Annotated in this window: 17 protein-coding genes; 10 read left to right on the top strand and 7 right to left on the bottom strand. The window is 50.3% G+C overall.

Going from position 1 to position 21587, the window contains the following annotated elements:
• On the bottom strand, positions 1-262 hold a 262-nt coding region (locus R3177_RS05335; RefSeq protein WP_318970005.1), incomplete at its 3' end, for a metalloregulator ArsR/SmtB family transcription factor.
• A gap of 169 nt (positions 263-431) precedes the next feature.
• Here R3177_RS05335 and R3177_RS05330 point away from each other — a divergent pair.
• The 8 genes from R3177_RS05330 to R3177_RS05295 all read left to right on the top strand — a co-directional run bounded on the left by R3177_RS05330 (position 432) and on the right by R3177_RS05295 (position 9543).
• Complete coding sequence (locus R3177_RS05330) at positions 432-1163, top strand: phosphate signaling complex PhoU family protein (RefSeq protein WP_318970004.1); 732 nt, start codon at positions 432-434, stop codon at positions 1161-1163.
• Positions 1164-1380: 217 nt separating this feature from the next.
• Entirely contained in the window at positions 1381-1602 is a 222-nt protein-coding gene (locus R3177_RS05325; RefSeq protein WP_318970003.1) for a hypothetical protein, read from the top strand.
• A 150-nt stretch (positions 1603-1752) separates the two neighbouring features.
• Positions 1753-3384 carry a methyl-accepting chemotaxis protein gene (locus R3177_RS05320; RefSeq protein WP_318970002.1) on the top strand — a complete coding sequence of 544 codons (1632 nt, stop codon included), beginning with the start codon at positions 1753-1755 and terminating at the stop codon, positions 3382-3384.
• Between the two features lie 119 nt (positions 3385-3503).
• The gene (locus R3177_RS05315; RefSeq protein ID WP_318970001.1) at positions 3504-4532 is read left to right on the top strand and encodes a substrate-binding domain-containing protein; all 1029 of its coding nucleotides are present in this window, start codon (positions 3504-3506) and stop codon (positions 4530-4532) included.
• Between the two features lie 171 nt (positions 4533-4703).
• Positions 4704-6101 (top strand): phosphate ABC transporter permease subunit PstC, encoded by a 1398-nt coding sequence (pstC, locus tag R3177_RS05310; protein WP_318970000.1) that lies wholly within the window; start codon positions 4704-4706, stop codon positions 6099-6101.
• Positions 6102-6119: 18 nt separating this feature from the next.
• Complete coding sequence (gene pstA / locus R3177_RS05305; protein ID WP_318969999.1) at positions 6120-7490, top strand: phosphate ABC transporter permease PstA; 1371 nt, start codon at positions 6120-6122, stop codon at positions 7488-7490.
• Positions 7491-7583: 93 nt separating this feature from the next.
• Positions 7584-8369: a phosphate ABC transporter ATP-binding protein PstB gene (gene pstB, locus R3177_RS05300; RefSeq protein WP_318969998.1), complete on the top strand. Its 786-nt coding sequence runs from the start codon at positions 7584-7586 to the stop codon at positions 8367-8369.
• Positions 8370-8637: 268 nt separating this feature from the next.
• On the top strand, positions 8638-9543 hold the full coding sequence (locus R3177_RS05295; RefSeq protein ID WP_318969997.1) for a porin: 906 nt from the start codon (positions 8638-8640) through the stop codon (positions 9541-9543).
• 82 nt (positions 9544-9625) lie between these two features.
• On the opposite strand, the gene R3177_RS05290 is transcribed toward R3177_RS05295, so the two are convergent.
• Both R3177_RS05290 and R3177_RS05285 read right to left on the bottom strand, forming a co-directional pair.
• Positions 9626-12289: a TonB-dependent receptor domain-containing protein gene (locus R3177_RS05290; RefSeq protein ID WP_318969996.1), complete on the bottom strand. Its 2664-nt coding sequence runs from the start codon at positions 12287-12289 to the stop codon at positions 9626-9628.
• A gap of 110 nt (positions 12290-12399) precedes the next feature.
• Positions 12400-15084 carry a hypothetical protein gene (locus tag R3177_RS05285; RefSeq protein ID WP_318969995.1) on the bottom strand — a complete coding sequence of 895 codons (2685 nt, stop codon included), beginning with the start codon at positions 15082-15084 and terminating at the stop codon, positions 12400-12402.
• A 368-nt stretch (positions 15085-15452) separates the two neighbouring features.
• On the opposite strand from R3177_RS05285, the gene phoB reads away from it, so the two are divergent.
• Positions 15453-16139: a phosphate regulon transcriptional regulator PhoB gene (phoB, locus tag R3177_RS05280; RefSeq protein ID WP_318969994.1), complete on the top strand. Its 687-nt coding sequence runs from the start codon at positions 15453-15455 to the stop codon at positions 16137-16139.
• 5 nt (positions 16140-16144) lie between these two features.
• Positions 16145-17488, top strand: a complete 1344-nt coding sequence (gene phoR, locus R3177_RS05275) for a phosphate regulon sensor histidine kinase PhoR (RefSeq protein ID WP_318969993.1) — start codon at positions 16145-16147, stop codon at positions 17486-17488.
• A gap of 10 nt (positions 17489-17498) precedes the next feature.
• Here the strand turns inward: phoR and R3177_RS05270 are convergent, their stop codons facing one another.
• From R3177_RS05270 to R3177_RS05255, 4 genes are all read right to left on the bottom strand, one after another.
• Complete coding sequence (locus R3177_RS05270) at positions 17499-18353, bottom strand: hypothetical protein (protein ID WP_318969992.1); 855 nt, start codon at positions 18351-18353, stop codon at positions 17499-17501.
• A complete protein-coding gene (locus R3177_RS05265; RefSeq protein WP_318969991.1) occupies positions 18350-19252 on the bottom strand; it encodes an SDR family oxidoreductase in 903 nt (300 codons plus the stop codon). The genes R3177_RS05270 and R3177_RS05265 overlap by 4 nt, the downstream gene beginning before the upstream one ends.
• A 222-nt stretch (positions 19253-19474) precedes the next feature.
• Entirely contained in the window at positions 19475-20056 is a 582-nt protein-coding gene (locus tag R3177_RS05260) for a DNA-3-methyladenine glycosylase I (protein ID WP_318969990.1), read from the bottom strand.
• Positions 20053-21354 carry an amidohydrolase gene (locus R3177_RS05255; RefSeq protein ID WP_318969989.1) on the bottom strand — a complete coding sequence of 434 codons (1302 nt, stop codon included), beginning with the start codon at positions 21352-21354 and terminating at the stop codon, positions 20053-20055. The genes R3177_RS05260 and R3177_RS05255 overlap by 4 nt, the downstream gene beginning before the upstream one ends.
• Positions 21355-21587: the final 233 nt, after the last annotated feature.

Here is a 21587-nt window from a genome sequence, read left to right as displayed (position 1 = left end):
GCAGTGTGTGCTGCAATACCTGATGCGCCCAGGCTGGCAGTTCAGGATGCAGTGAATAAAATACCCACTGACCACTGCGCCTGTCCTGCAGGATATTCGCTTTTCGCAGCTGGGCCAGATGGCGGGAGATTTTTGGCTGGCTCTGCTCCAGTGCAGTCATCAACTCACAAACACACAGCTCTTGTTGCTCAGTAATTAACAACAGGCTTTTTAACCGGGTATCATCGGCCAGCGCTTTATAAAATAGCAGGGGATTTAACATAGGGCTGTCGCACCAGTTGCTTTATATGCGATAAATCATATATGCATAATATCATATGTCAAGCGGTCGCTCAGATTTTAGCTGTGCTGCACTCTGAGCTGATAAGCTGTGCTTTACCACTACACGCGGCAGCGTTAAGATGCCGTTACGTCGGACACAGGAGACAAGAGTGACCAACAGAAATCAGTCTGAATCACAGCGTGACCAGGCAGAGCCTGACAACGGTAGAGCCGATTTCAGTGCTGACATGGCGCAGGCCCGGCAGCGGTTGCACGCCGTCAGTGAGTTGGCACTGCAGCAATATGAGCAGGCATTAAATGCTTATCAGCACAATGATGTGCGTCTGGCGCAGCAGGTGCTGAGTCAGCTGCAACGCGCTCAGGACTTCGAGCTGGCAATGGATGATCATTGTCTGGATATGTTAAGTCACACAGCCAGTAACCGCGATCTGAGACTGGTGCTGGCGCTGTTAAAGGCGATCAGTGATATCGAGCAGATTTGTCATCAAAACGTCCAGATTGCCCAGCAGGTACTGTTGTATACCGCAACGCCGCCTTCGGCAAAGCAGTTGGCAGCGATTAGCACGCTCGCAAAGCCGGTTGGCACTATAATGGGCTTGGCACTGGCGGCATTGCATCAGCGCGATATTGTCATGGCGGAGCAGGCGCTCAGTATAGCACCTGCTGTGCATCAATGTTACGGCGCCATTCTGCGTGGCAATCTGGCTGAACAGCAACAGGCGGCTCAGTTAGATGCCACTCTCAGTGTCAACTGGGTGGCCAGAGCACTGGAGCGAATTGCCGAGCACAGTACTAATCTTGCCAGACAAGCTATTTTTATGGCCAGAGTAAGCAGTGGTCATTCTTCACGGGTTGAGTTGCAACCGCGCCTTCCTCGCTGATCACTGAATGGCCAAAAATCAATTTACATTATTTTAAACAACATGACTTTTTTATGACGGCTGACATAGTGTTTTAAGTTTGAAAATCATATTAAAAACAAAAGCTTAATTAGATTTAGAAAATTTCCTCAACCTTCACTAAACTGTAATAAAAATATGCTAGACAGCCGCTGCTGTGCTGACTATAGTCTGGGTAAGACGTAGCAGGAGGTCAGCAATGAAAATAAATAACAAACAACTGATAGCCGTTTTGGCAGCAGTCACTATGCTGGGTTTGAGCGGATGCTCCAGCCTGAGCAAACAGCAATATACCTATGTGGTAGACAATGACCGTTTAACTGAAACTAATAGTTTAACCCGTACTTCCGCCCATACTGGTCATGTGGTCTGGTTAAACCCGCCCACCAAACGCGTGGCGGTAACGAAAGACGAAAAATAGCAGCTCAGACTCTCAGTAAAAATCCACCCGCCGGGTGGTTTTTTTTTGCAGGCTTAAAGCAGATTTTGTCCCGATTAAGCTAAGATCCGTCATAAAAATGTCATTTTACAGGCGTAATCTCAGACGATAACCGTTGTCTGAGAAGCCGTTATGTTAGCCAAGCTGAAAATATCCCAACGCATTTTATTACTCGGTCTGCTGCCTCTGCTGGTACTGGCGCTGGTGCTGGTTGCCAGTTTCTGGGCTGCTCAGACCAAAGACAGACTGTTTCACCAACTGTATGATCAGCATCTGGTCATATTGTCAGATGTCATGAGTGCTCAGAAAATTATCCAGCAGCAGGGCTTAATAGAGATCCGTAAATATCGTACCGGTTGGGCATCGGCTGAAAATACAAGAACGACCGTGCTGTCACAGCTGGAGCAGGCAAAACTGCATTGGCAGAATTTTACAGCAAAACGGCCCAGGCTTGATGATGAAGCGACCTATCAGGCACTGGATGACGCATTCGCCGGCGCGATCAAACAGTATGAAGAGTGGTTGGCGTTTGCCGGTACGGATGCACTGCTGGTGCGCATTTTAAATGAGTCGACGATAACGGCTGAAACAGAGCGCAGAATTACCGGCTTTGCGCAGTTAGCTGATGCTTTTATCCAGCAGCAAATTTTAGCCGGCGCCATAGTAAGGGATCAGTCCGTGCAGTTCACTGACAGCTTGCTCAGGTTTTATTTATTTGGTGGCGTCATGCTGCTACTGGCCATCGCCGCGCTGGTGTTTGCGATCCAGCGTTCTGTCTGCGGGCCACTTAATGCGTTGCAGCGTCTGTTATTGCAGGTTGCGCAGCAATCGAATTTGCAACTGCGGGCTAACGATAAAGGTCAGGATGAAATTGCTAAGGCTGCCGGCGCACTTAATACCATGTTACAGACGTTTGCCGGGCTGATCCATAACCTTGGCAGCAGTGCTGAGGCGCTTAACGAGCAGTCAGAAGAGGTGGCGGCGGTAAGCGTCGAAGTCAGCAGCGGATCTGCCCGGCAAACCGGGCAGGTTAGCCAGGTAGCCGCCGCGGTGGAGCAAATGAGCATGGCTATCCGCCAGGTGGCTGAAAATGGCAAAAGTGCAGCAAACCGGGCCGAGCAGGCGGCGCAATTCAGCCATGATGGTAGTCTGGTAGCGGCAAGCAGTATGGCAACGATTGAGCTGTTAGAGCAGAAAATGTTGCAGGCCAGTAACGTTATCAGCCAGCTGCAGAAGGACAGTAGCCAGATATCCGGTGTGCTTGAGGTAATCCGGAAAATTTCAGAGCAAACCAATTTGCTTGCCCTGAATGCAGCGATTGAGGCCGCGCGGGCCGGCGAGGCCGGCCGCGGGTTTTCAGTCGTGGCAGATGAAGTTCGGATGTTGTCTGCCAACACCCAACAGGCGACCGAGTCTATCCGGACAATGATAAGTAAGTTACAGCAACAGGCAGATTCAGCGGTGAGTGCAATGGCTGAGGCAGCTGCCCAGGCCAGCGACAGTGTCGGACTGTCTCGTCAGACTGATCAGATGTTCCAGCAGATAGCCGCTGCGGTACAGCAAATTGTCCGGCTTAATGCCGAAATTTCAGTAGCAACCGCCGAACAGCAACAGGTCGCTACCGCTATTGCCGACAGTATTACCTTACTTAATGACGATATTCGCCAGCTGAATCATGAAGCAGCGCGATCTTCTGATGCCAGTGAACAGCTCAACACATTAGCCAGAGAACTGGCTGAGGGCTGTCAGGCCTTTAAAGTTTAACAAGCGGGCAGATATCTTTGCCGATACCGTTTTTTTAAATCAGATTGTCATATTACTGAAATAAAAGTATTGCATACTGTCTATCATTAAAAGCCTATTTTTAGCCGAGGATTTATCAAATGAAAATGAACAAGCTTACTAAACTGATTGTCGCTTCAGCCGTCAGCCTGGCGTTTGCAGGGCAGGCTCACGCCAACCGTGATACAGTGCAGGTGGCAGGTTCGTCTACTGTGCTGCCTTTTGCTTCTATTGCGGCAGAAGAGTTTGGCAATAATTTTGCCCAGTTCCGCACACCGGTCGTCGGCTCAGGCGGATCTTCAGGTGGCTTGCGTCAATTCTGTCAGGGTGTCGGTACTAACACTATTGATATCGCTAACGCGTCACGGCAAATCAGACCGGCTGAAGTGACTGCCTGTAAAGAGAATGGTGTTAACAAAATTATTGAAGTTAAAGTTGGCTATGACGGTATTGTGTTTGCATCGCGGATTGATGCCGGCATTTTTAAATTGAAGCCGGAGCATGTGTTCCTGGCTCAGGCGGCTCAGGTACCTCAAAATGGTAAAATGGTTGCCAATCCCTTCACTAACTGGCAGCAAATTGATAAGTCACTACCTGATCAGGACATTCTACTGGCGATACCTGGTTCTAACCACGGTACCCGTGAAGTCTACGAAGAAAAAGTTATTCTTGATGGCTGCAAAACCTTTGCTGAAGTGCAAGCCCTGCCCAAAGATGAACAAAATAATTTTTGTTTAGCAATGCGCACTGATGGCCGTGTTATTGAGATTGCCGGTGACTATACTGAAACCCTGGCAAGACTACAGGCACAGAAAAATGCCCTGGGTGTGTTTGGTTTAAGTTTCTATGAAGCGAACCGTGACCGGATTAAAGTTGCAACAGTAAATGGCATTGAGCCGACTGTTGATAATATTATTGAGGGGACTTACCCGGTATCACGGCCATTGTTCTTTTATGTTAAAGGGGAACATATTGGTGTTATCCCGGGTTTAAAAGAATTTGCTGAGTACTTTGTCTCTGATGCGGTGTCAGGATTTGGCAGCCCCCTTGAAGCAGCCGGTTTAATTCCGCTGGATGATGATGAGCGTGCCGAAATGCTGGCGAGGATCCGCGCACCAAAAACGCTATAACGCCGTCAGCTCAGTAAATATGAAGAAGAGGGCCTGCAGGTCCTCTTTTTCTATTTCAAATATATGACAGCGACTGTAATAAAACTGCAATATTGACGCGCTAAGCTGGCGCGGCTTAAATAATGAAGTCGTTTCCCAGTGGGATAACCCGGATTGGTGAATGGAGCAAGCATGAGTAATTTTTCGTTAATTGTACTGTTGCTGGCGTTGATGGCAGTGGGCTATCAACTTGGCATGGTACGTAGTCGCAAGGTGGCGGCAGTTAACCCGCAGCAAAAAATGCACTCCAGGCCGCATCATTACGGCATGATGGTCGGGTTATGGGCCGTTATTCCTGCATTTTTTATTCTGCTGATTTGGGCATTAGTGGCACCCGGTGTGATCAATAACATGGTCGCTGCCCAGTTACCGCCAGAAGTGCTGGCAGCTGAGGGGATGAATGCCGATGTGGTTATGCGCCGGATCAGCAATCTTGCGACTAATTTTGGTGTGGTAGCGCAAGCTGAGCAATGGGAACTGGCAGCTGCTGCCTATATGCAGCAGCTGAAAAGCAGTAGTGCATTATTGTTAACCGGACTGATGGCCGCAATAGCGGCGGCAGGCTTATTTTTCAGTTACAAACGGATCCAGCCGCAGCTCAGAGCCCGCCATCAGATAGAGCGGACGATTAAAGCCGTGCTGATTATCTGCTCCACTGTTGCTATTTTAACGACCATTGGCATTGTGTTGTCGATGGTGGGAGAAACCATTAAGTTTTTCACGTTTATTCCGCCAGCAGATTTTTTCTTTGGTACCACCTGGAATCCCCGCTTTTCTACCACGGGCGTAAGTGAAGGTTCACTTACTGGTAGTCAGGGTAGTTTTGGCTTATTGCCTTTGTTATCCGGCACTATGCTGGTCGCTGTTATTGCGCTGTTGGTGGCCATTCCTCTGGGATTAATGGTGGCGATTTATCTGGCAGAGTATGCGCCGGCTAAATTCCGGGCCACAGCCAAGCCTGTTATTGAAGTTCTGGCGGGCATTCCTACTATTGTTTATGGTTTTTTTGCCCTGGTGACGGTGGGGCCTTTTTTAGCGGATTTTGGGGCCAGTATCGGTCTGACTATCCGCGCAACCTCAGCGCTGACAGCCGGTGTGGTAATGGGCATTATGATTATTCCGTTTATCTCATCGCTGTCTGATGACATCATTACCCAAGTCCCCAAAGCACTGCGCGATGCGTCACTGGGGCTCGGTGCCACTAAATCAGAAACTGTTCGCAAGGTCGTGTTGCCCGCCGCTTTGCCCGGTATTGTTGGTGCAGTACTGCTGGCAGCAAGCCGGGCGATTGGTGAGACGATGATTGTGGTGCTGGCGGCAGGTAACAGTCCGGCTCTTACCGCTAATCCGTTTGAGGCGGTATCAACGGTGACGGTGACCATTGTTAATCAGTTGACTGGTGATAATGACTTCGCCAGTCCGCAGTCTCTGGTAGCGTTTGCGCTGGGGCTGACGTTATTTGTTATTACCTTGCTGCTGAACGTGGTGGCGCTGGTTATCGTGCGTAAATACCGGGAACAATACGAGTAACTTATGACTGAGCATAATATGAACCCAGCTGATGCAGCAGAGCAGGCAGCGCCGTTGAGCAAAACCCAGCAGAAAGTCGCTGCGTCATTAACCCGGCGCCATCGTCAGGAAAAAATGTTTAAAAGCGTTGGTCTGATTGCCGTTGTCATCAGCCTGGCCCTGGTAGCCATTTTATTCATTAATATTTTTGCCAGAGGTATTCCGGCATTCTGGCAATCTGCCATTACGCTGGATATTTACTTTGATCCGGAAATTATTCAGATCAGCGATAAGCCGGTTCAGCAGCCAGGTGAAACGGAAAATGCCTTCCGGCAGCGCTACCTTGAGTGGCAGACTGAAGTGGGTATGGTCAATTTCAACCGGATAATTCTGGAAGGCTTGTCTAAGGTGATACCGGAAGCATCAGAGCGCCAGCACCGGCGTGATGCGGCCCGGATTGTTACCTCTGGTGAGCGTTATGCATTGCGCGATATGGTGATCGAGAATCCGGATATTATCGGCCAGACCAGAACAGTTCATCTGCTGACCGATGCCAACATCGATGTCTGGTTAAAAGGTAATATTGACCGCGACCTGCCTGACTCACAGCAACAGCTCAGTCCAAAAGTACGGGAATGGGTAACCATGTTGGCAGAGCAGGGCATCATTGAGAATCGCTTCAGCTTTGCGTTATTTATGAACCCGGATTCGCGCAGCTCATTGGCCTCAGCCGGCTTGGCTGGTGCTTTTATGGGGTCGCTGTATATGATGCTGGTGGTGATATTTCTTGCCGTGCCAATGGGGGTGGCTGCTGCCATTTATCTGGAAGAATTCGCTCCGAAAAATAAGCTAACCGATTTAGTGGAAGTGAACATTAATAATCTGGCTGCGGTGCCGTCAATTGTTTTCGGCTTGCTTGGCGCGTCGGTATTTATCGGCTGGTTTAATCTACCGATGTCAGCACCGGTTGTTGGTGGTCTGGTGCTGAGTTTAATGACCTTACCTACAGTGATTATTGCTACCCGCTCAACCCTGAAAGCCATACCGCCATCTATCCGACAGGCTGCGCTGGGTCTTGGGGCGTCGAAAATGCAAGCGATATTCCACCATGTGTTGCCGCTGGCGGTGCCCGGGATTTTAACCGGGGCCATCATCGGGGTGGCACAGGCCCTCGGTGAGACAGCACCTTTGTTATTAATTGGTATGAAGTCCTTCGTAGCCCAGATACCAACCGGGCCTTTTGAGCAATCAACGGCGTTACCGGTACAAATTTATTTGTGGCAGGGTAATGAGCTGCGTAACTTTTTTGAAGCGCGAACCTCTGCTGCTATTATTGTGCTGCTGGCGTTAATGTTGTCATTAAATGCTCTGGCGATATGGCTGCGCAAAAAATACGAGAAACGCTGGTAACTGCTTAGCACAAGTACCCAAGCTACTACCGGCATCTTAACTGAACAAGATGTAACCCTAACCGAATACGATGTAACAATGGCGGATTTAGCGATGACAGCAACAGAGACCAATAGCGGCAGCAAGGTAAAAATGACAGCGCGGGATGTCAAGGTGTTTTACGGTGACAACGAGGCTATTCATGGTGTAAACCTTGATGTTATTGAAAACGAGGTTATCGCTTTTATCGGTCCCTCTGGCTGTGGTAAATCGACGTTTTTACGCTGCCTGAACCGGATGAATGACACCATTGATATTTGCCGGGTAACCGGCAGTATTAAAATGGATGGCCGAGATATCTATGATCCTTCGCTTGATGTGGTTCAGCTGCGGGCGCAAGTGGGGATGGTATTTCAGAAACCGAACCCTTTTCCAAAGTCTATTTACGAGAATATTGCCTATGGCCCGCGTTTGCACGGCCTGGCCAGCCGTAAATCTGAACTGGATGATGTGGTTGAAAGCAGCTTACGTCGGGCCGGGCTTTGGAACGAAGTCAAAGATCGGCTGGATCAGCCGGGCACGGGTTTATCGGGTGGTCAGCAACAGCGGCTGTGTATTGCCCGCAGCATCGCGGTCAGCCCGGATGTGATTTTAATGGACGAACCCTGCTCCGCGCTGGACCCGATTGCCACGTCAATTATTGAAGAATTAATTGACGAGTTGAAACAAAATTTCACTATCGTAATCGTGACCCATAATATGCAACAGGCTGCACGGGTATCAGACCGCACCGCTTTTTTCCATCTGGGTGACTTAATTGAAATCGGTGCGACCAACGAAGTGTTTACCAACCCCCGCAATAAGCGGACCGAAGATTATATTACCGGCCGTTATGGCTAAGCCTGATGAGGTTTAATAAAAAAGGAGCTGACGCTCCTTTTTTATTTTTTTAATCATTAGTGTTGGCTATTGGGTAGATTTGATAAATACTTTCGCTTAATCAAGGCCGAAGCTAATGATCCTCGTCATAATAGTATCATTTAGAAGTCATAAAAGTGCCACCTTGTAATCTTTTTGTCATAAAGCGGCCATATGATAGCCACCGTCAATAACAGCAGTAATTATTGTTCCAGCGGCATTAACTACGATATTAACACAGGTACAGAATATGAAGAAAACAGCAATAGCAGTAGCACTGGTTTTAGCAGGTGTAACGACAGTACAAGCCGATCCGGTGACGGTTTATGGTCAGTTAAATGTGTCGGCTCAGTCCAGTGATGAGGGCGATGGTCGTTTTTCTGAATTAAAAAGCAATGCCTCGCGCTTTGGTTTAAAAGGTGACTTTGTACTGGAGCATGGTCTGACCCTGGTTTATCAGCTGGAATGGGCTGTCGACCTGGCTGATGTTGGTGGCAGCGAGAATATTACGTCGCGTAACCAGTATGTCGGGTTAAGAGGCAACTTTGGTGAAGTGCGGCTCGGCCGTCATGACACCGCATTAAAAGATGCGCAGGGTAAAATTGATTTGTTCAATGATTACGAGGCCGATGTAAAGGCGCTGTGGCGTGGTGAAGTACGGGCCAGTGATTCGGTGACCTATTACACGCCAACCTTTAATGGTTTCGGGGCGCAAATAACGTATGTGATGGAAGATGCCGCCGATGCCGAAGACGCGTTGTCAGCTTCGGTATATTATGGTGATGAAAATCTGAAAGACAGTCATTTTTACGCCGCTGTTGCCATGGATTCAGAGGTTGCCGGCTATGATGCCATGCGGGCTCAGGCCCAGGGTAAACTGGCCGGGTTTAAACTTGGCGCGATGTACCATACCCAGGAAAATATTGTCAGTGGTGTTGAACAGGACGGCTGGCTGCTGAATGCCGCTTACCCATTGGGTAAAACAGAGTTAAAGGCGCAGTACCAGACGCTGGAAGATGATGATGCAGTCAGTGTTGGGGTTGATTATAAGGCGGGTAAGAATACTACCTTGTTTGCCTGGTACAGCAGTTTTAATCTGGATGTGACAGCACCGGATCGTGATTACCTGGCAGTGGGTATCAAACATAAATTCTAAGCACTTGCTCAGAAAAAATCGCCGGTCTAAGACCGGCGTTTTTTTTGAACGGTAATCCAAGCCCGCTACAGCAATGAGTGGTTCAGTAGCGGTAGGATACGCTTAAACTGTAACTCTGCCCCTCGGTGCGTTGCTGCAGGATTTCACCCTGTTGCAGAATTTCCACTTCATCATCCAGCAGGTTTTTTATGCCCACTTTCATTGTCAGATTCTCCAGCGGCGTGTAACCGTAGGTGAAATCCAGTGAATGGAAAGGCTGTTCAAAGGCATCGTCTTTGTCGTTGACACCGGCAAAGGCGATCCGTTTACCAAATACGTTATAGGTCAGGGTGGCATTATGGCTGTTATTGTCAGAGTCAAAACCCAGCTGCAAATTGGCAACGTACTTAGAATGGCCGCTTAACCCCCGGGTCAGATTAGTTAGATCGGCGCCCGGGAAACGCTGGATGCTGATCTCTGACTCGCTGACTGTCAGGTTACCTGCTACAAAAAAGTTATTGGCGAACTGCCCAAAGTTGCCGGTGAACATATCAAGCTGCTGCAAAAATTCTGCTTCAACACCATAGACCGTGCCGCTTTGTGCATTGCGGAACGACATTAACAGGTTACCATCTGAGCCAGATAATTCAATGGCTTCAATCGGATTTTCCAGATCCTTATAAAATGCCCCGATGCTGTAATTGCTGTTGTCATAATACCATTCCAGACGGACATCAAAACTGCTGATGTCTGTACTTTGCAGTCCGGCGAAACCGGTTACCTTAAAGTCGGTTAACGGGTCAACATATAATACCGGGGTGACTTCCCGTAAATCTGGCCGCACCACAGTTTTGCTGTAACCAAAACGGGCCTGCAGGTCGTCATTTACAAACCAGGTTAAAGATAGTGCCGGGTACCAGCCATCTTCCTGTAATACCGAGTCGGTAAGAGTGCCGCTGACGCTGCCATCTGCGGCCAGTGGCAACGAAATTTGTTTGAAGTCCTCGTAGCGAACGCCAATATTTAACCGCAGCAGATAGTCGTAATTCAGTTCCAGTGCGCCAAAACCGGCATCAATCATCTGGGCGGCCAGATAGTCATCAGCCTGAGTAGTGACGTTAGAGACTTTGAAACGATTAGCCGGGTTTAAAATAGCGCTGTCGGAGAATATCTCTGAAAAGCGGCCTGACAGTTGCGCCAGACTATAGCCCACAGTATCAAAATTAAAACGATCGGTCTGGGCATTACGGTTGCGTTCAAAGTAACTATAGCCACCGGTTAGGACGAGCTCAGCTTTACCCAGGGTCAGGGGCAGTTGCAGATCCCAGCTCAGGTTTTCAGTGTTATCCTTCATATCACTGAAACTATAATTTACCGCATTCTGATTACGGCGCAGGAAAGAAAACACGGTGCCATCGTCGCGCGTTTCATTCAGATAGCGATATTCCACTTCACCCGGGGCGTTGCGCCGTGCCCTGGCATCGGTATATTGCCAGTCGAGCGCTAAATCCATCAGGTAGGGGAAGTTGTGCTTACCACGCAACTGATTGCTGAGCATGGTGCGCTCTTCATACAGAATACTGGTATCAGTATTTGAACGGTTAGTCTCGTTAATGGTTTCGATACTGTCACCGTTTTTAATTTTAATCTCGTCTTTGGTGTCACTCAGATAAATCGTTGAGGTTTCCAGCCGGTGATCCACCCCCAGCTCCAGGCCAAAGTTCAGCATTCCGGACAACTTAACCTGATGTTCAGTACCTTTAATATCATCGTACCGGTTAAGCGGTACCAGATTCTCACCGGACACTGAGTAGTAACGCTCGCGCTGTTCAATATTTTCAGTTGAGCGATCGTAACTCAGACCGGTCATTACCCCGAAAACCACATTCCTGGCCAGATCGAAGCGGGTGCCAAACGAGGCACTGGCATCGAAATCAGGCTTTACTGTGGTACGGTTAATATCAATATCACGGTTAAAAGCAGTTCCCAGCTCACGGACAATGGTCTCTGCCTGCGCCAGATTGACTGCATTGATACCACCCAGCGCTTCCGCGATATTCACCGGTGTCAGCACGCCATATTGCTGCTGCGCCAGAGCAAGCCGTGGGGAAATGCTACGCTGACCATCATCGTCACCACGCCAGTCATCGCTGCCACCGGCATAGTCAAAGCCATCTTGGTTGTTCAGGCTGTTATAGCCGATACCCAGCGCGACATTAAAGCTGGTTTGCAGTGGAATAGCGGTAGTACGAATATTGACATTACCGCCACCAAAGGCGGCCGGTAGCTCAGGGGAATAGGCTTTTTGTACCACCAGACTTTCAATAATGCCGGCCGGAAACATATCCAGCGGAATAACGTTACGGGTCGGGTCCGGGCTTGGTACCATGGCGCCATTTAATAAGGTGCTGGAATACCGCTCTCCTAAGCCACGAACATAAATAAACTTATCTTTTACCAGGGTTAAGCCGGTAACCCGGCGCAGGGCGGCGGCCGCATTGCTGTCACCGGCCCGGGAAATTTGCTCCATGCCAAGCACTTCTGCTACATAAGGCTGTTCACGGCGTTCTGCCGCTGCGGAGGCTGCAGAGCTCATCAGCCGACCGGATACTGAAATGCGCTCGACGTCTTCCTGACTCTGGGTTGGCGTTGGCGCTGGCGCTGGCGCTGCTTCCTGAGCAAAAGCGCTCAGTGATACCAGGGCGCCTGCTGTGCTAAGGGCCAGCAACACACTCTGGCCTAAACGACTGAAATTAAACTTTTGCATGCTGCTCATCTGAACTTGTCCTATCAGCTTAAAACGGTTTCGAGTCTTGATCTGTCTGATGTCCGAATAAGAAAAGGCACTGCCGGGTTGCCCCGGCAGTGCCGGCCTGGTTAGTCTTCTAAGCCAACAGTCCAGCCAGCAGTCCAGTCGTTACCCGCTTCAACTGCACCGATAAAGTTAACTGCGTCGAAAAAGCTGTTAACCGCAGACATATCTTTGGCCGTGGTGGCATCAATGGTATAAATGCCGTTGAGCACCGCAGCCTGACTAGGAGCAACGCTATTGCCACTCTGGGCCAGGAACCACTGTGCAGTGGTGGTGCCATTGCCAAGGTCACCTTTAAAGGGTTCCGGGCAGGCAATGACAGAGTGAGTCATGGTCAATGAGCCCGCGGCAGCTAAGGCTTTGGTTTCGTTAGAGTCAAATTCCAGACATTCGCCCATCCCGGCCGGGCCGGTTACCACGAAATTGGCTAACTGGGCGTTAGTGCCGGCGCGTAACAGAATACCTTCTGAATCGTCATCACCATCAAAGCTGTTACCAATAATGGTCATATTGGCAATGGTCGGGTTTGACACCGGGGTGGCTGTAAAATTACCGGACTGGTTATCTGCTTCGATACCACGGTTTGCTTTGGCGCCATCGGCAGCATGTTTAACCAGCACAAACTGCAGTTTACCGCTCCAGCCGTCAGCCCAGTCGACTGAGTCATCTCCGTTGGCAGTCAGCACGACGTTTTTACAGTTGACGCTACCACCAAACATTTCGATACCATCATCAACGTTCTGATGTACCTGGATATTTGAACACTGGGTAGCTGAGCCAACGCCGGCAAAGGTAATACCGTTAAGTTCGTTATCCGGGATAACTTCGAAACCAGCATGTTTAACAACGAGGTAGTTCAGCACACCGCTGTTGTCATTGTTGTTAGCGCCGCCATAAGGACCGGCATCACCTTCTGCCTGAATTTCGCAGGCAGCCAGATTGGCCTGGTCACATTTGTTCGTTGGTGCATTACCCAGTAACACTAAGCCCCCCCACTGGCCGGCAGCCGTTGGTGAGCCAATAACATCCTGCACTGAGGTCATCGTAATAGGGTTGGCAGCAGTCCCGTTGGCATTAATTTTCGAACCGCGGGTTACCACCAGAAAGTCAGCGCCGGACTTGCCATAAATCGTCACGCCCGGTGCTATGCTAAGGGTCGCGTTATTGCGGTTGTCCTGACCGACGCGTACCCGGCCACTCAGCACATAATCGGCACCAGCGGCTAAGGTCACGTTAGCGATAATGTCACCAGATAACTGACAGTTAATCCGACCGGTTAAGCTGTTAACTTCAGTGGTACCAGCCGGGCATGACGCCAGATCATCACTGGCGTGCAAGCCGAAGGTCCAGTCTTCGGTCCAGTCGGTAGTGCCGTTAAAGGCACCGATGTAGGTGACGTTGTCAAACCAGGGATCAACATTGTTCGCTACGTTATAACCATTACCCAGGGCTGGTGAGTTAGGTGCCGGGATATATCCCCCTAATAAGGCATCGCCAACGATATTACCTGGTTGGGCCCGGAACCAGGTTTCAGCATTAAGCGTGACATTACCGGTTGCGTCCACAGTGTTTTTGAACGGCTCTGTACAGTCAATCAGCGAGTTGCGGAAAATGATTTCGCCGTTCTGTGCATTGGCAACGGACTCATCTGAGTTAATTTCAAAGCATTCACCCATGCCTGCGGGGCCGGTAACGATGACGTTATAGAGTTCGCCGGCAGTGCCGGCACGCAGCAAAATACCTTCAGAATCGTCATCGCCGTCAAAGCTGTTACCAATAATTGTCATATTAGCGATACGGGGTTTACTGACCGGCTCAGCAGTGAAGTTACCTGACTGGTTGTCTGCCTCAATGCCCCGGTTAGCCTTGCTGTTGTTCTGATTGTGCATGATCAGTACATGTTGCATCCGGCCGGTCCAGCCGTCAGCCCAGTCCAGTGAGTCATCGCGATTACCGGTTAGTACCACGTATTTGGCGTCCACGGTACCGCCGAAGAATTCAATGCCGTCGTCCAGATTGTTATGAACCTGAATATATTCAACGTCAGTACCGCGGCCAACACCGGCAAAGGTAATACCGTTAAGTTCATTGTCCGGAATAACTTCAAAACCAGCGTAGCGTACCTGAACATAGCGCAGTGCGCCGCTGTCATCTTCCGGGTTAGCGCCACCGTATGGTCCGGCTTCGCCTTCTGCCTGGATCTGGCAGCTGGCTAAATTTGCCTGATCACACTTGTTGCTTGGTGCGTTACCCAGAATAACCAAACCACCCCATTCAGCATGAGAATCCTGGTCTGATAAGCCCAGCATGTCGTTAACCGATGTCATGACAATGGGATTGGTTGCGGTACCAATGGCCTGGATTTTTGAACCGCGGGCGATCACCAGGTAATCCGCGCCACTTTTACCAAACACAAAAGTCCCCGGTTCGATGGTCAGTGTGGCACTGTTTGTATTATCGTTACCTACGGTAACTTTACCGCTTAACGCCCAGGCAATGTTATTGCTCAGACGGGTGTCACTGGTCATGGTGCCGCTGATTTCACAAACCGGCAAATCAACACCGGCCAGGCTCTCGCCTGCGGTGGCAAATGCCGGGCAAACAGACGTTACCGGTGGTGGATTGCCACCGCCGCCATTGCCGCCGCCGTTATCAGTGCCACCAGTATTAACGACTAAGTCGCCACCGCAGCCAGCCAATGCTAAAGCTGATGCAATTGCGCTTAGTTTTAACAGTTTGCGTAAAGCCATTCCCATCTCTCCGTTGAGTTGTTATCGGTGTTGCTAATCAAGTTGCAGGCACCCTACAGCAGGTGAATGACGCTTTTATTACATAAATACGACGACTGAGTTACAGTGGTGGCAAGGGGTGTAAGACTGCGGCCCGATATCAGTACCGTCAAAAAAAATTCATATTAGTGTCATCGCTGGACGCTAAGACAGACGTTTTCATATTGTGAACATTGTTATTGGTTTGTAGTTTAAGCAGGCGCTGTGGTACCAGGGCAAGATTAACCTCACCTTTTCATAAAAATGTCATAAAATGCAGTAATACTTGCTGGCAGAGATAGTTAGAACCGTCCGGTAGTCATGCCGGCTAACAGAATGTGGTGAACCCTATGGCAAGAAAAATTCTGGTGGTGGAAGATGAAGCACCTATCCGCGATATGTTGTGTTTTGTGCTGGAGCAAAATGGTTATCAGGCTGTTACTGCCGAAGACTTTCCAAGCGCAGTTAATCAGCTGATTGAACCCTACCCGGATTTAGTGCTGCTGGACTGGATGATCCCGGGCGGCAGCGGCATTCAGTTTGCTAAAAAAATGAAACAACACGAGCTGACCCGTAATATTCCGATCATTATGATCACGGCCCGTGGTGAAGAAGAAGACAAAGTACGCGGCCTGGAAGTCGGTGCCGATGACTATGTCACTAAACCGTTTTCGCCAAAAGAGCTGATGGCGAGAATAAAAGCAGTCATCCGCCGGGTGGCACCAACCAGCCTGGATGACGTCATTGAAGTGCAGGGGCTGAAACTGGACCCGGTAGCACATCGGGTTATGGCTGAGCAGCAGCCGCTTGATATGGGCCCGACAGAATTTCGTTTACTGCATTTTTTTATGACACATCAGGAGCGGGTTTACAGCCGTGAGCAATTGCTTGATCATGTCTGGGGTACTAATGTTTATGTCGAAGACCGCACAGTCGACGTCCATATTCGTCGCTTACGTAAAGCGATTTCTGTGGCGGGGCATGATAAGCTGGTACAAACGGTGCGGGGCTCAGGCTATCGCTTTTCTGCTAAGTAGGTTTTATGCGGCCACAGCTTTCCAAAGGGAAGATTTTCAGTAAAGTCTTCCTTTTTTTCGCCCTGGCGGGGCTACTGGGCTGGCCTTTTGGTCAGAGCATGCTGTTTATGCTGCTGCTGAGCTTCTATTTACTGGCGTCAAACTATAACCACTTGTTTTTAATTACTAAATGGCTGTGGCACGACCGCAAGCTCACGCCGCCCGAAGGCAAGGGCTTCTGGCAACAAATCTTCGATGGAATTTATTATCAGCAGCGGCGGGAGCGCAGAAAACGCAAAGAACTGCGTAATCTGGTGCGGCGGTTTCGCGATGGTGCAGAAGCCTTGCCCGAAGCAGTCGTGGTGCTGACCAGCGATTGGTCAATTGTCTGGTGTAATAAGTTGGCCCAGATGCTGGTAGGGCTGCGCTGGCCCAGTGATGAAGGTCAGCGGATTGATAATCTGGTGCGCAATCCGGAGTTTCAGAGCTTTTTAAAACAAAAGCAATTTCAGCAGCCACTGGAGATCAGTGCCAGCGGCAATAAAAGTCTGGTGCTGGAATGTAAAATGATGCCGTACGGCAGTGAACAGTACCTGCTGATTATCCGGGACATTACCCAGCTAAAGCAGCTTGAGCAAATCCGCAAGGACTTTGTGGCCAATGTGTCGCATGAGTTACGCACACCGTTAACGGTTTTGCAGGGATACCTTGAGGTCATCGATGCCGGACGGTTGCCAGACGCTGCCATCTGGCAGAAAGCCCATACTGTTATGCTGGAGCAAACCCGGCGGATGGATGGTCTGGTGCAGCAATTGCTGACATTATCGCGGATTGAGGCCTCGGCCAGGGTGCAGTTTGATGATGAGGTGGATGTACCGGCTATGCTGGCGACGTTAGAGCAGGAAGCGCAGGCACTGAACCATGAGAAGCAGCATAAAATCAGCTTTAATATTGAAGCGGATCTGAAAGTTACCGGCGTTACTGAAGAGCTGCGTAGCGCCTTCTCGAACCTGGTAACCAATGCAATTAAATATACCCCACCTGGCGGCGATATTACCGTCAGCTGGCAGCGCCAGCATCAGCGGGCCGTGTTCGCCGTCAATGACACCGGAGAGGGCATTGCCCCGCATCATGTTAAACGCTTAACAGAACGGTTTTACCGGGTCGATCAGGCTCGGGCCCGCAATACCGGCGGCACCGGCCTTGGCCTGGCTATCGTTAAACATGTTTTGTCGCGCCACAACAGCCAATTGATGATTTTCAGCGAGCCGGGCCGGGGCAGCAGCTTTTCGTTTACGATACCGGCCGAACTGGTACTGGGCAATAATAAAACCGCTCCGCTTAAAAAGGCCAAATTTAAAGTAAAATAACCTGAGGTTATCAGTATGCCGCGTCTGGATTAGCATGAAACCGCGCAATCGCTTTTTCAGCGGCTTTTCCCAGTACATCCTGCTCCAGTCCCTCTGCCCGGCCAAGAAAGGTTTGCGCCAGTTCCCGGTCGGCCATCACAGTAGCAATCAGCTCCACTGCATCGTCAACGGTGCTGCCCGCCTCAGAATATCTGACATGGTGCTGGCTGGTGGCGAGAATGTCATCAGACTCATTGCACCAGTTAGTAAAAACCAGTTTAGCCAGTTCCCGTGATCTGGCCTGAGCACCACCAAATACAATAAAAAAGGTATCTGACGCCGCCTTGCCACTTTGTTCTGTAATGGTGGCCAGGTAACGGTACAACGTCGTGACTTCATCTTCAGCACTTTGCCTCAGCAACCTGGCAAATACCGGCTCCAGTTTTTTAGCGTATTGCTGAATATGCAGATGATTAACCGTTCCTGTCTGTTCGATGTCATCAAGCAGCTGGCCGGTAGCGCTGGCAATGGCATCGGCTTGTTCCGGAGCTGGCGTTGCCCTGAGCTGCGGCAGCCAGTTACGGACCAGCGGTACCGCAGCGGTTAACGGGCTGTGCAGCAGGCTGTAGTAAGCTGCCAGAGTGCTGTGTGCCAGCGCTTTCAGTTGATGGTACCTTTGGTCATTGATCGTATACTGCTTAATGTCATCACCAAGGCAGCTGACCAGCCGGCTGTCCAGCCGGATAATCAGCAGGACATCGCCCTGCTGAATTTTCTGCCGGTAATAGTGCTTGCGGGCAGCATAATGCTGATGAAAATACGCGTTAAGCTGGCCCAGAGGCGATGTCGCCGGTTCCTTTTCGGTATTCTGTATGGTGATATTCAAGGCAGATGTTCTCCGCCCGTGACACCAATCACTTCGGCAGTCATATAGCTCGATTCCTGTGAGGCCAGAAAAACATAAGCCGGTGCCAGCTCAGCCGGCTGACCGGGCCGGCCCATTGGCACATGTTTGCCAAAGTTATCCAGTTTTTCAGGCGGTTGGCCACCGCTTTGCTGCAGTGGCGTCCAGATAGGTCCCGGTGCCACAGCATTGACCCTGATCCCTTTGGCTATCAGCATTTTAGCCAAGCCTTTGGTGAAATTGGTAATGGCGCCTTTGGTGGCAGCGTAGTCCAGTAAGCCCGCTGAGGGCTGATACGACTGGATAGAGCTGGTATTGATAATACTGGCGCCGGCCGGCATATGTTTTTCTGCTGCTTTGCACAGCCAGAACATCGCAAAAACATTGGTGGTGAAGGTCCGCTGAAATTGCTCAGTGCTTAAATCTGCCAGTTCTGCCACAAACTGCTGTTTACCGGCGTTATTTACCAGGATATCGATGCTGCCAAGCTTGCTGATGGTCTGGGCCACCAGCTCCTGACAAAAGGCTTCATCAGCAATATCACCCGGCACTGCATAAGCATTTACCCCGGCTTTTTTCATATGTTTTAGCGTGGTCTCGCCATCCTGCTGTTCGCTTGGCAAATAGTTAATAACCACATCAGCACCTTCGCGGGCAAAAGCTATTGCCACCGCCCGGCCAATACCGGAGTCGCCGCCGGTGATCAGTGCTTTACGCCCCTGCAGCCGGCCGCTGCCCTGATAGCTGTCTTCGCCATGATCCGCCGCCGGACTGAGTTTAGCATCAAGCCCCGGATCAGGCTGCGACGGGTCATGCGCCGTGTTGCCGGTTGAGTATTGCTTGCGGGGATCCTGCATTGAGAATTGATTGTTGTTTTTCATTCAGCACCTCCTGACGACAGTAACTATGACTAAAACCTAAAACAGATTCCTGAGCTTATTGCAGGTTTTATGCCCGGCTTAAAGAGATTAAAAAAATCTTTAAATATCATAATTATATTAATGTATAGAGGGGTTTTGCCGGCACAGCAAGCCGGCCAGCACTGACTGACACTGAAGATATTACCGCCTGCTGACGTAAAATTTGCAGCGTCAGCGTACCGGTCAGCCTGACGTTAGCTGCGCTTTTCGAAAACAGGCGTTATGATGATCGTTGACCATGCCGCAGGCCTGCATATGGGCATAGATAATGGTTGAACCGACAAATGTAAAACCGCGTTTTTTTAAATCTTTGCTAAAGGCGTCTGACTCCGGGCTGGTGGCGCGAAAGTCTGCCGGCGATGCTATGCTGTTCTGCTGTGGTGTGTCGTTAACAAAGCGCCACTGGTAATGACTGAAGCTGCCAAATTCGGCTTGTATCTCCAAAAAGCGGGCCGCATTATTAATCGCCGCCGATATCTTTAAGCGATTGCGGATAATCCCCGGGTTTTGCAGCAATTCTAAAGCTTTGGCCTGATTAAAAGCCGCCACTTTAACCGGGTCAAAACCCGCGAAAGCCACCCGGTAATTCTCACGTTTTTTCAGCACCGTATACCAGCTGAGCCCGGCTTGTGCTGCTTCCAGGGTTAATAATTCAAACAGCTTGGTATCGTCATACACCGGTACGCCCCATTCGGTATCATGATAAGCAACGTAATCGGGCTTAGTTAAATCAACCCAGCTGCACCGGCACGCAGGGTTATTCATTTTTGCTCCGGTGGCGAGGCCAGATAGTCCAGCGCCAGCTTGGTATATGCCCTGACTCCGGTGATCAGCGCATCTTCGTTGACGTCAAACATCGGTGAATGATTGGGCGGCACGTCGCTTATTGGGGTGTTTGGGGGCGAGATGCCTAAAAAGAAAAATACCCCAGGGATCTGCTGCTGATAAAACGAGAAATCCTCAGCCGCGGTGATCGGTTTGATTGGGGCGACGCCGTAATCACCGGCTGCCCACTGCAGGCTTGGCATTGCCCAGGCGGTTAACACCGGATCATTCCAGGTGACGGCAGCGAAGTTATGAACATGGAAATCAGCTTCGGCGCCGCTGGCTTTGGCAATATGGTTACTGGTATGGGCCATTCTGGCAATTAAGTCTTCGCGCATGGCGTGGTCAAAGGTACGAATGGTGCCTTCTAAACTGACATCATCCGGAATAATATTCCAGCGGATCCCGCCATGCACCTGACCAAAGGAGACGACAGCCGGTGCTTGGGTAACATCCAGCTGGCGCGACGGTATCAGGTTAATGGCATTGATTAGCTGGCCAGTTACATTTATCGGATCGATACCACGCCAGGGGCTGGAGCCATGCACCTGTTTGCCTTTGACCGTGATCTGAAAACTGTCGGCCGCGGCCATAATACCTTCGGTTTTTACCTGTAACTGTCCCGGGTTTCCCGGCCAGACATGCAAGCCAAATATTGCGGTTGGGGTGGGGCTGGCAAATACCCCTTCGGCCAGCATCAGTTTGGCTCCGCCTTCTTCACCGGCCGGCGGGCCTTCTTCGGCCGGTTGGAAAATAAACATCACAGTGCCGGCAAGCCCGGCCCGTTGCTGGCTGAGTACTTCAGCGGCGCCCATTAACATCGCGACATGGGCGTCATGCCCACAGGCATGCATAACTCCGGTTTGCTGACCGTTAAACTCACTGGTGACTTTGGATGCGAAGGGCAAACCGGTTTGCTCGGTCACCGGCAGTGCATCCATATCGGCCCGCAGCGCTACCACTGGTCCCGGCCTCTCGCCGGTCAAAATGCCGACCACCCCTGTATGGGCAATACCGGTACGGACTTCCAGGCCCAGTTTTTCCAGGTGTGCAGCCACTTTGGCGGCCGTGCGAAACTCGCGGTTTGACAGTTCAGGGTGCTGATGAATATCGCGTCGCCAGGCAATAACCTTTGGCATGACGTTCTGAATATTTTTTGTTAGTTCTGGCTCTGTGCCAATCGCAAATGATGGATAACAACAAGCTAGTAAAATCAGACTTAGCAGTGACAAACGCATAGCAATTCCGAAAATAATGGTGGTGTGCGGTAACCATAAGCGTTACTTGCCAAAAAGCCAAGCGAAGCCCGCTAATTAACCTCATGCCAGCCAGTCGTGAGTCCGGCCACCCCGGGCAGTGGCCGTCCCTGATTAGCCAAGCCCGCGGGCCGGATAGTCTTTTTCCTGAATATGGGCTATTCCCATTTTAATGATATCCAAATCAGGACGGCAGAAAGGCGCACTGGCCACTT

Source organism: Arsukibacterium sp. (assembly GCF_033722355.1).
Taxonomy (GTDB): domain Bacteria; phylum Pseudomonadota; class Gammaproteobacteria; order Enterobacterales; family Alteromonadaceae; genus Alishewanella.
This window is presented reverse-complemented; position numbering and strand designations above follow the sequence as displayed.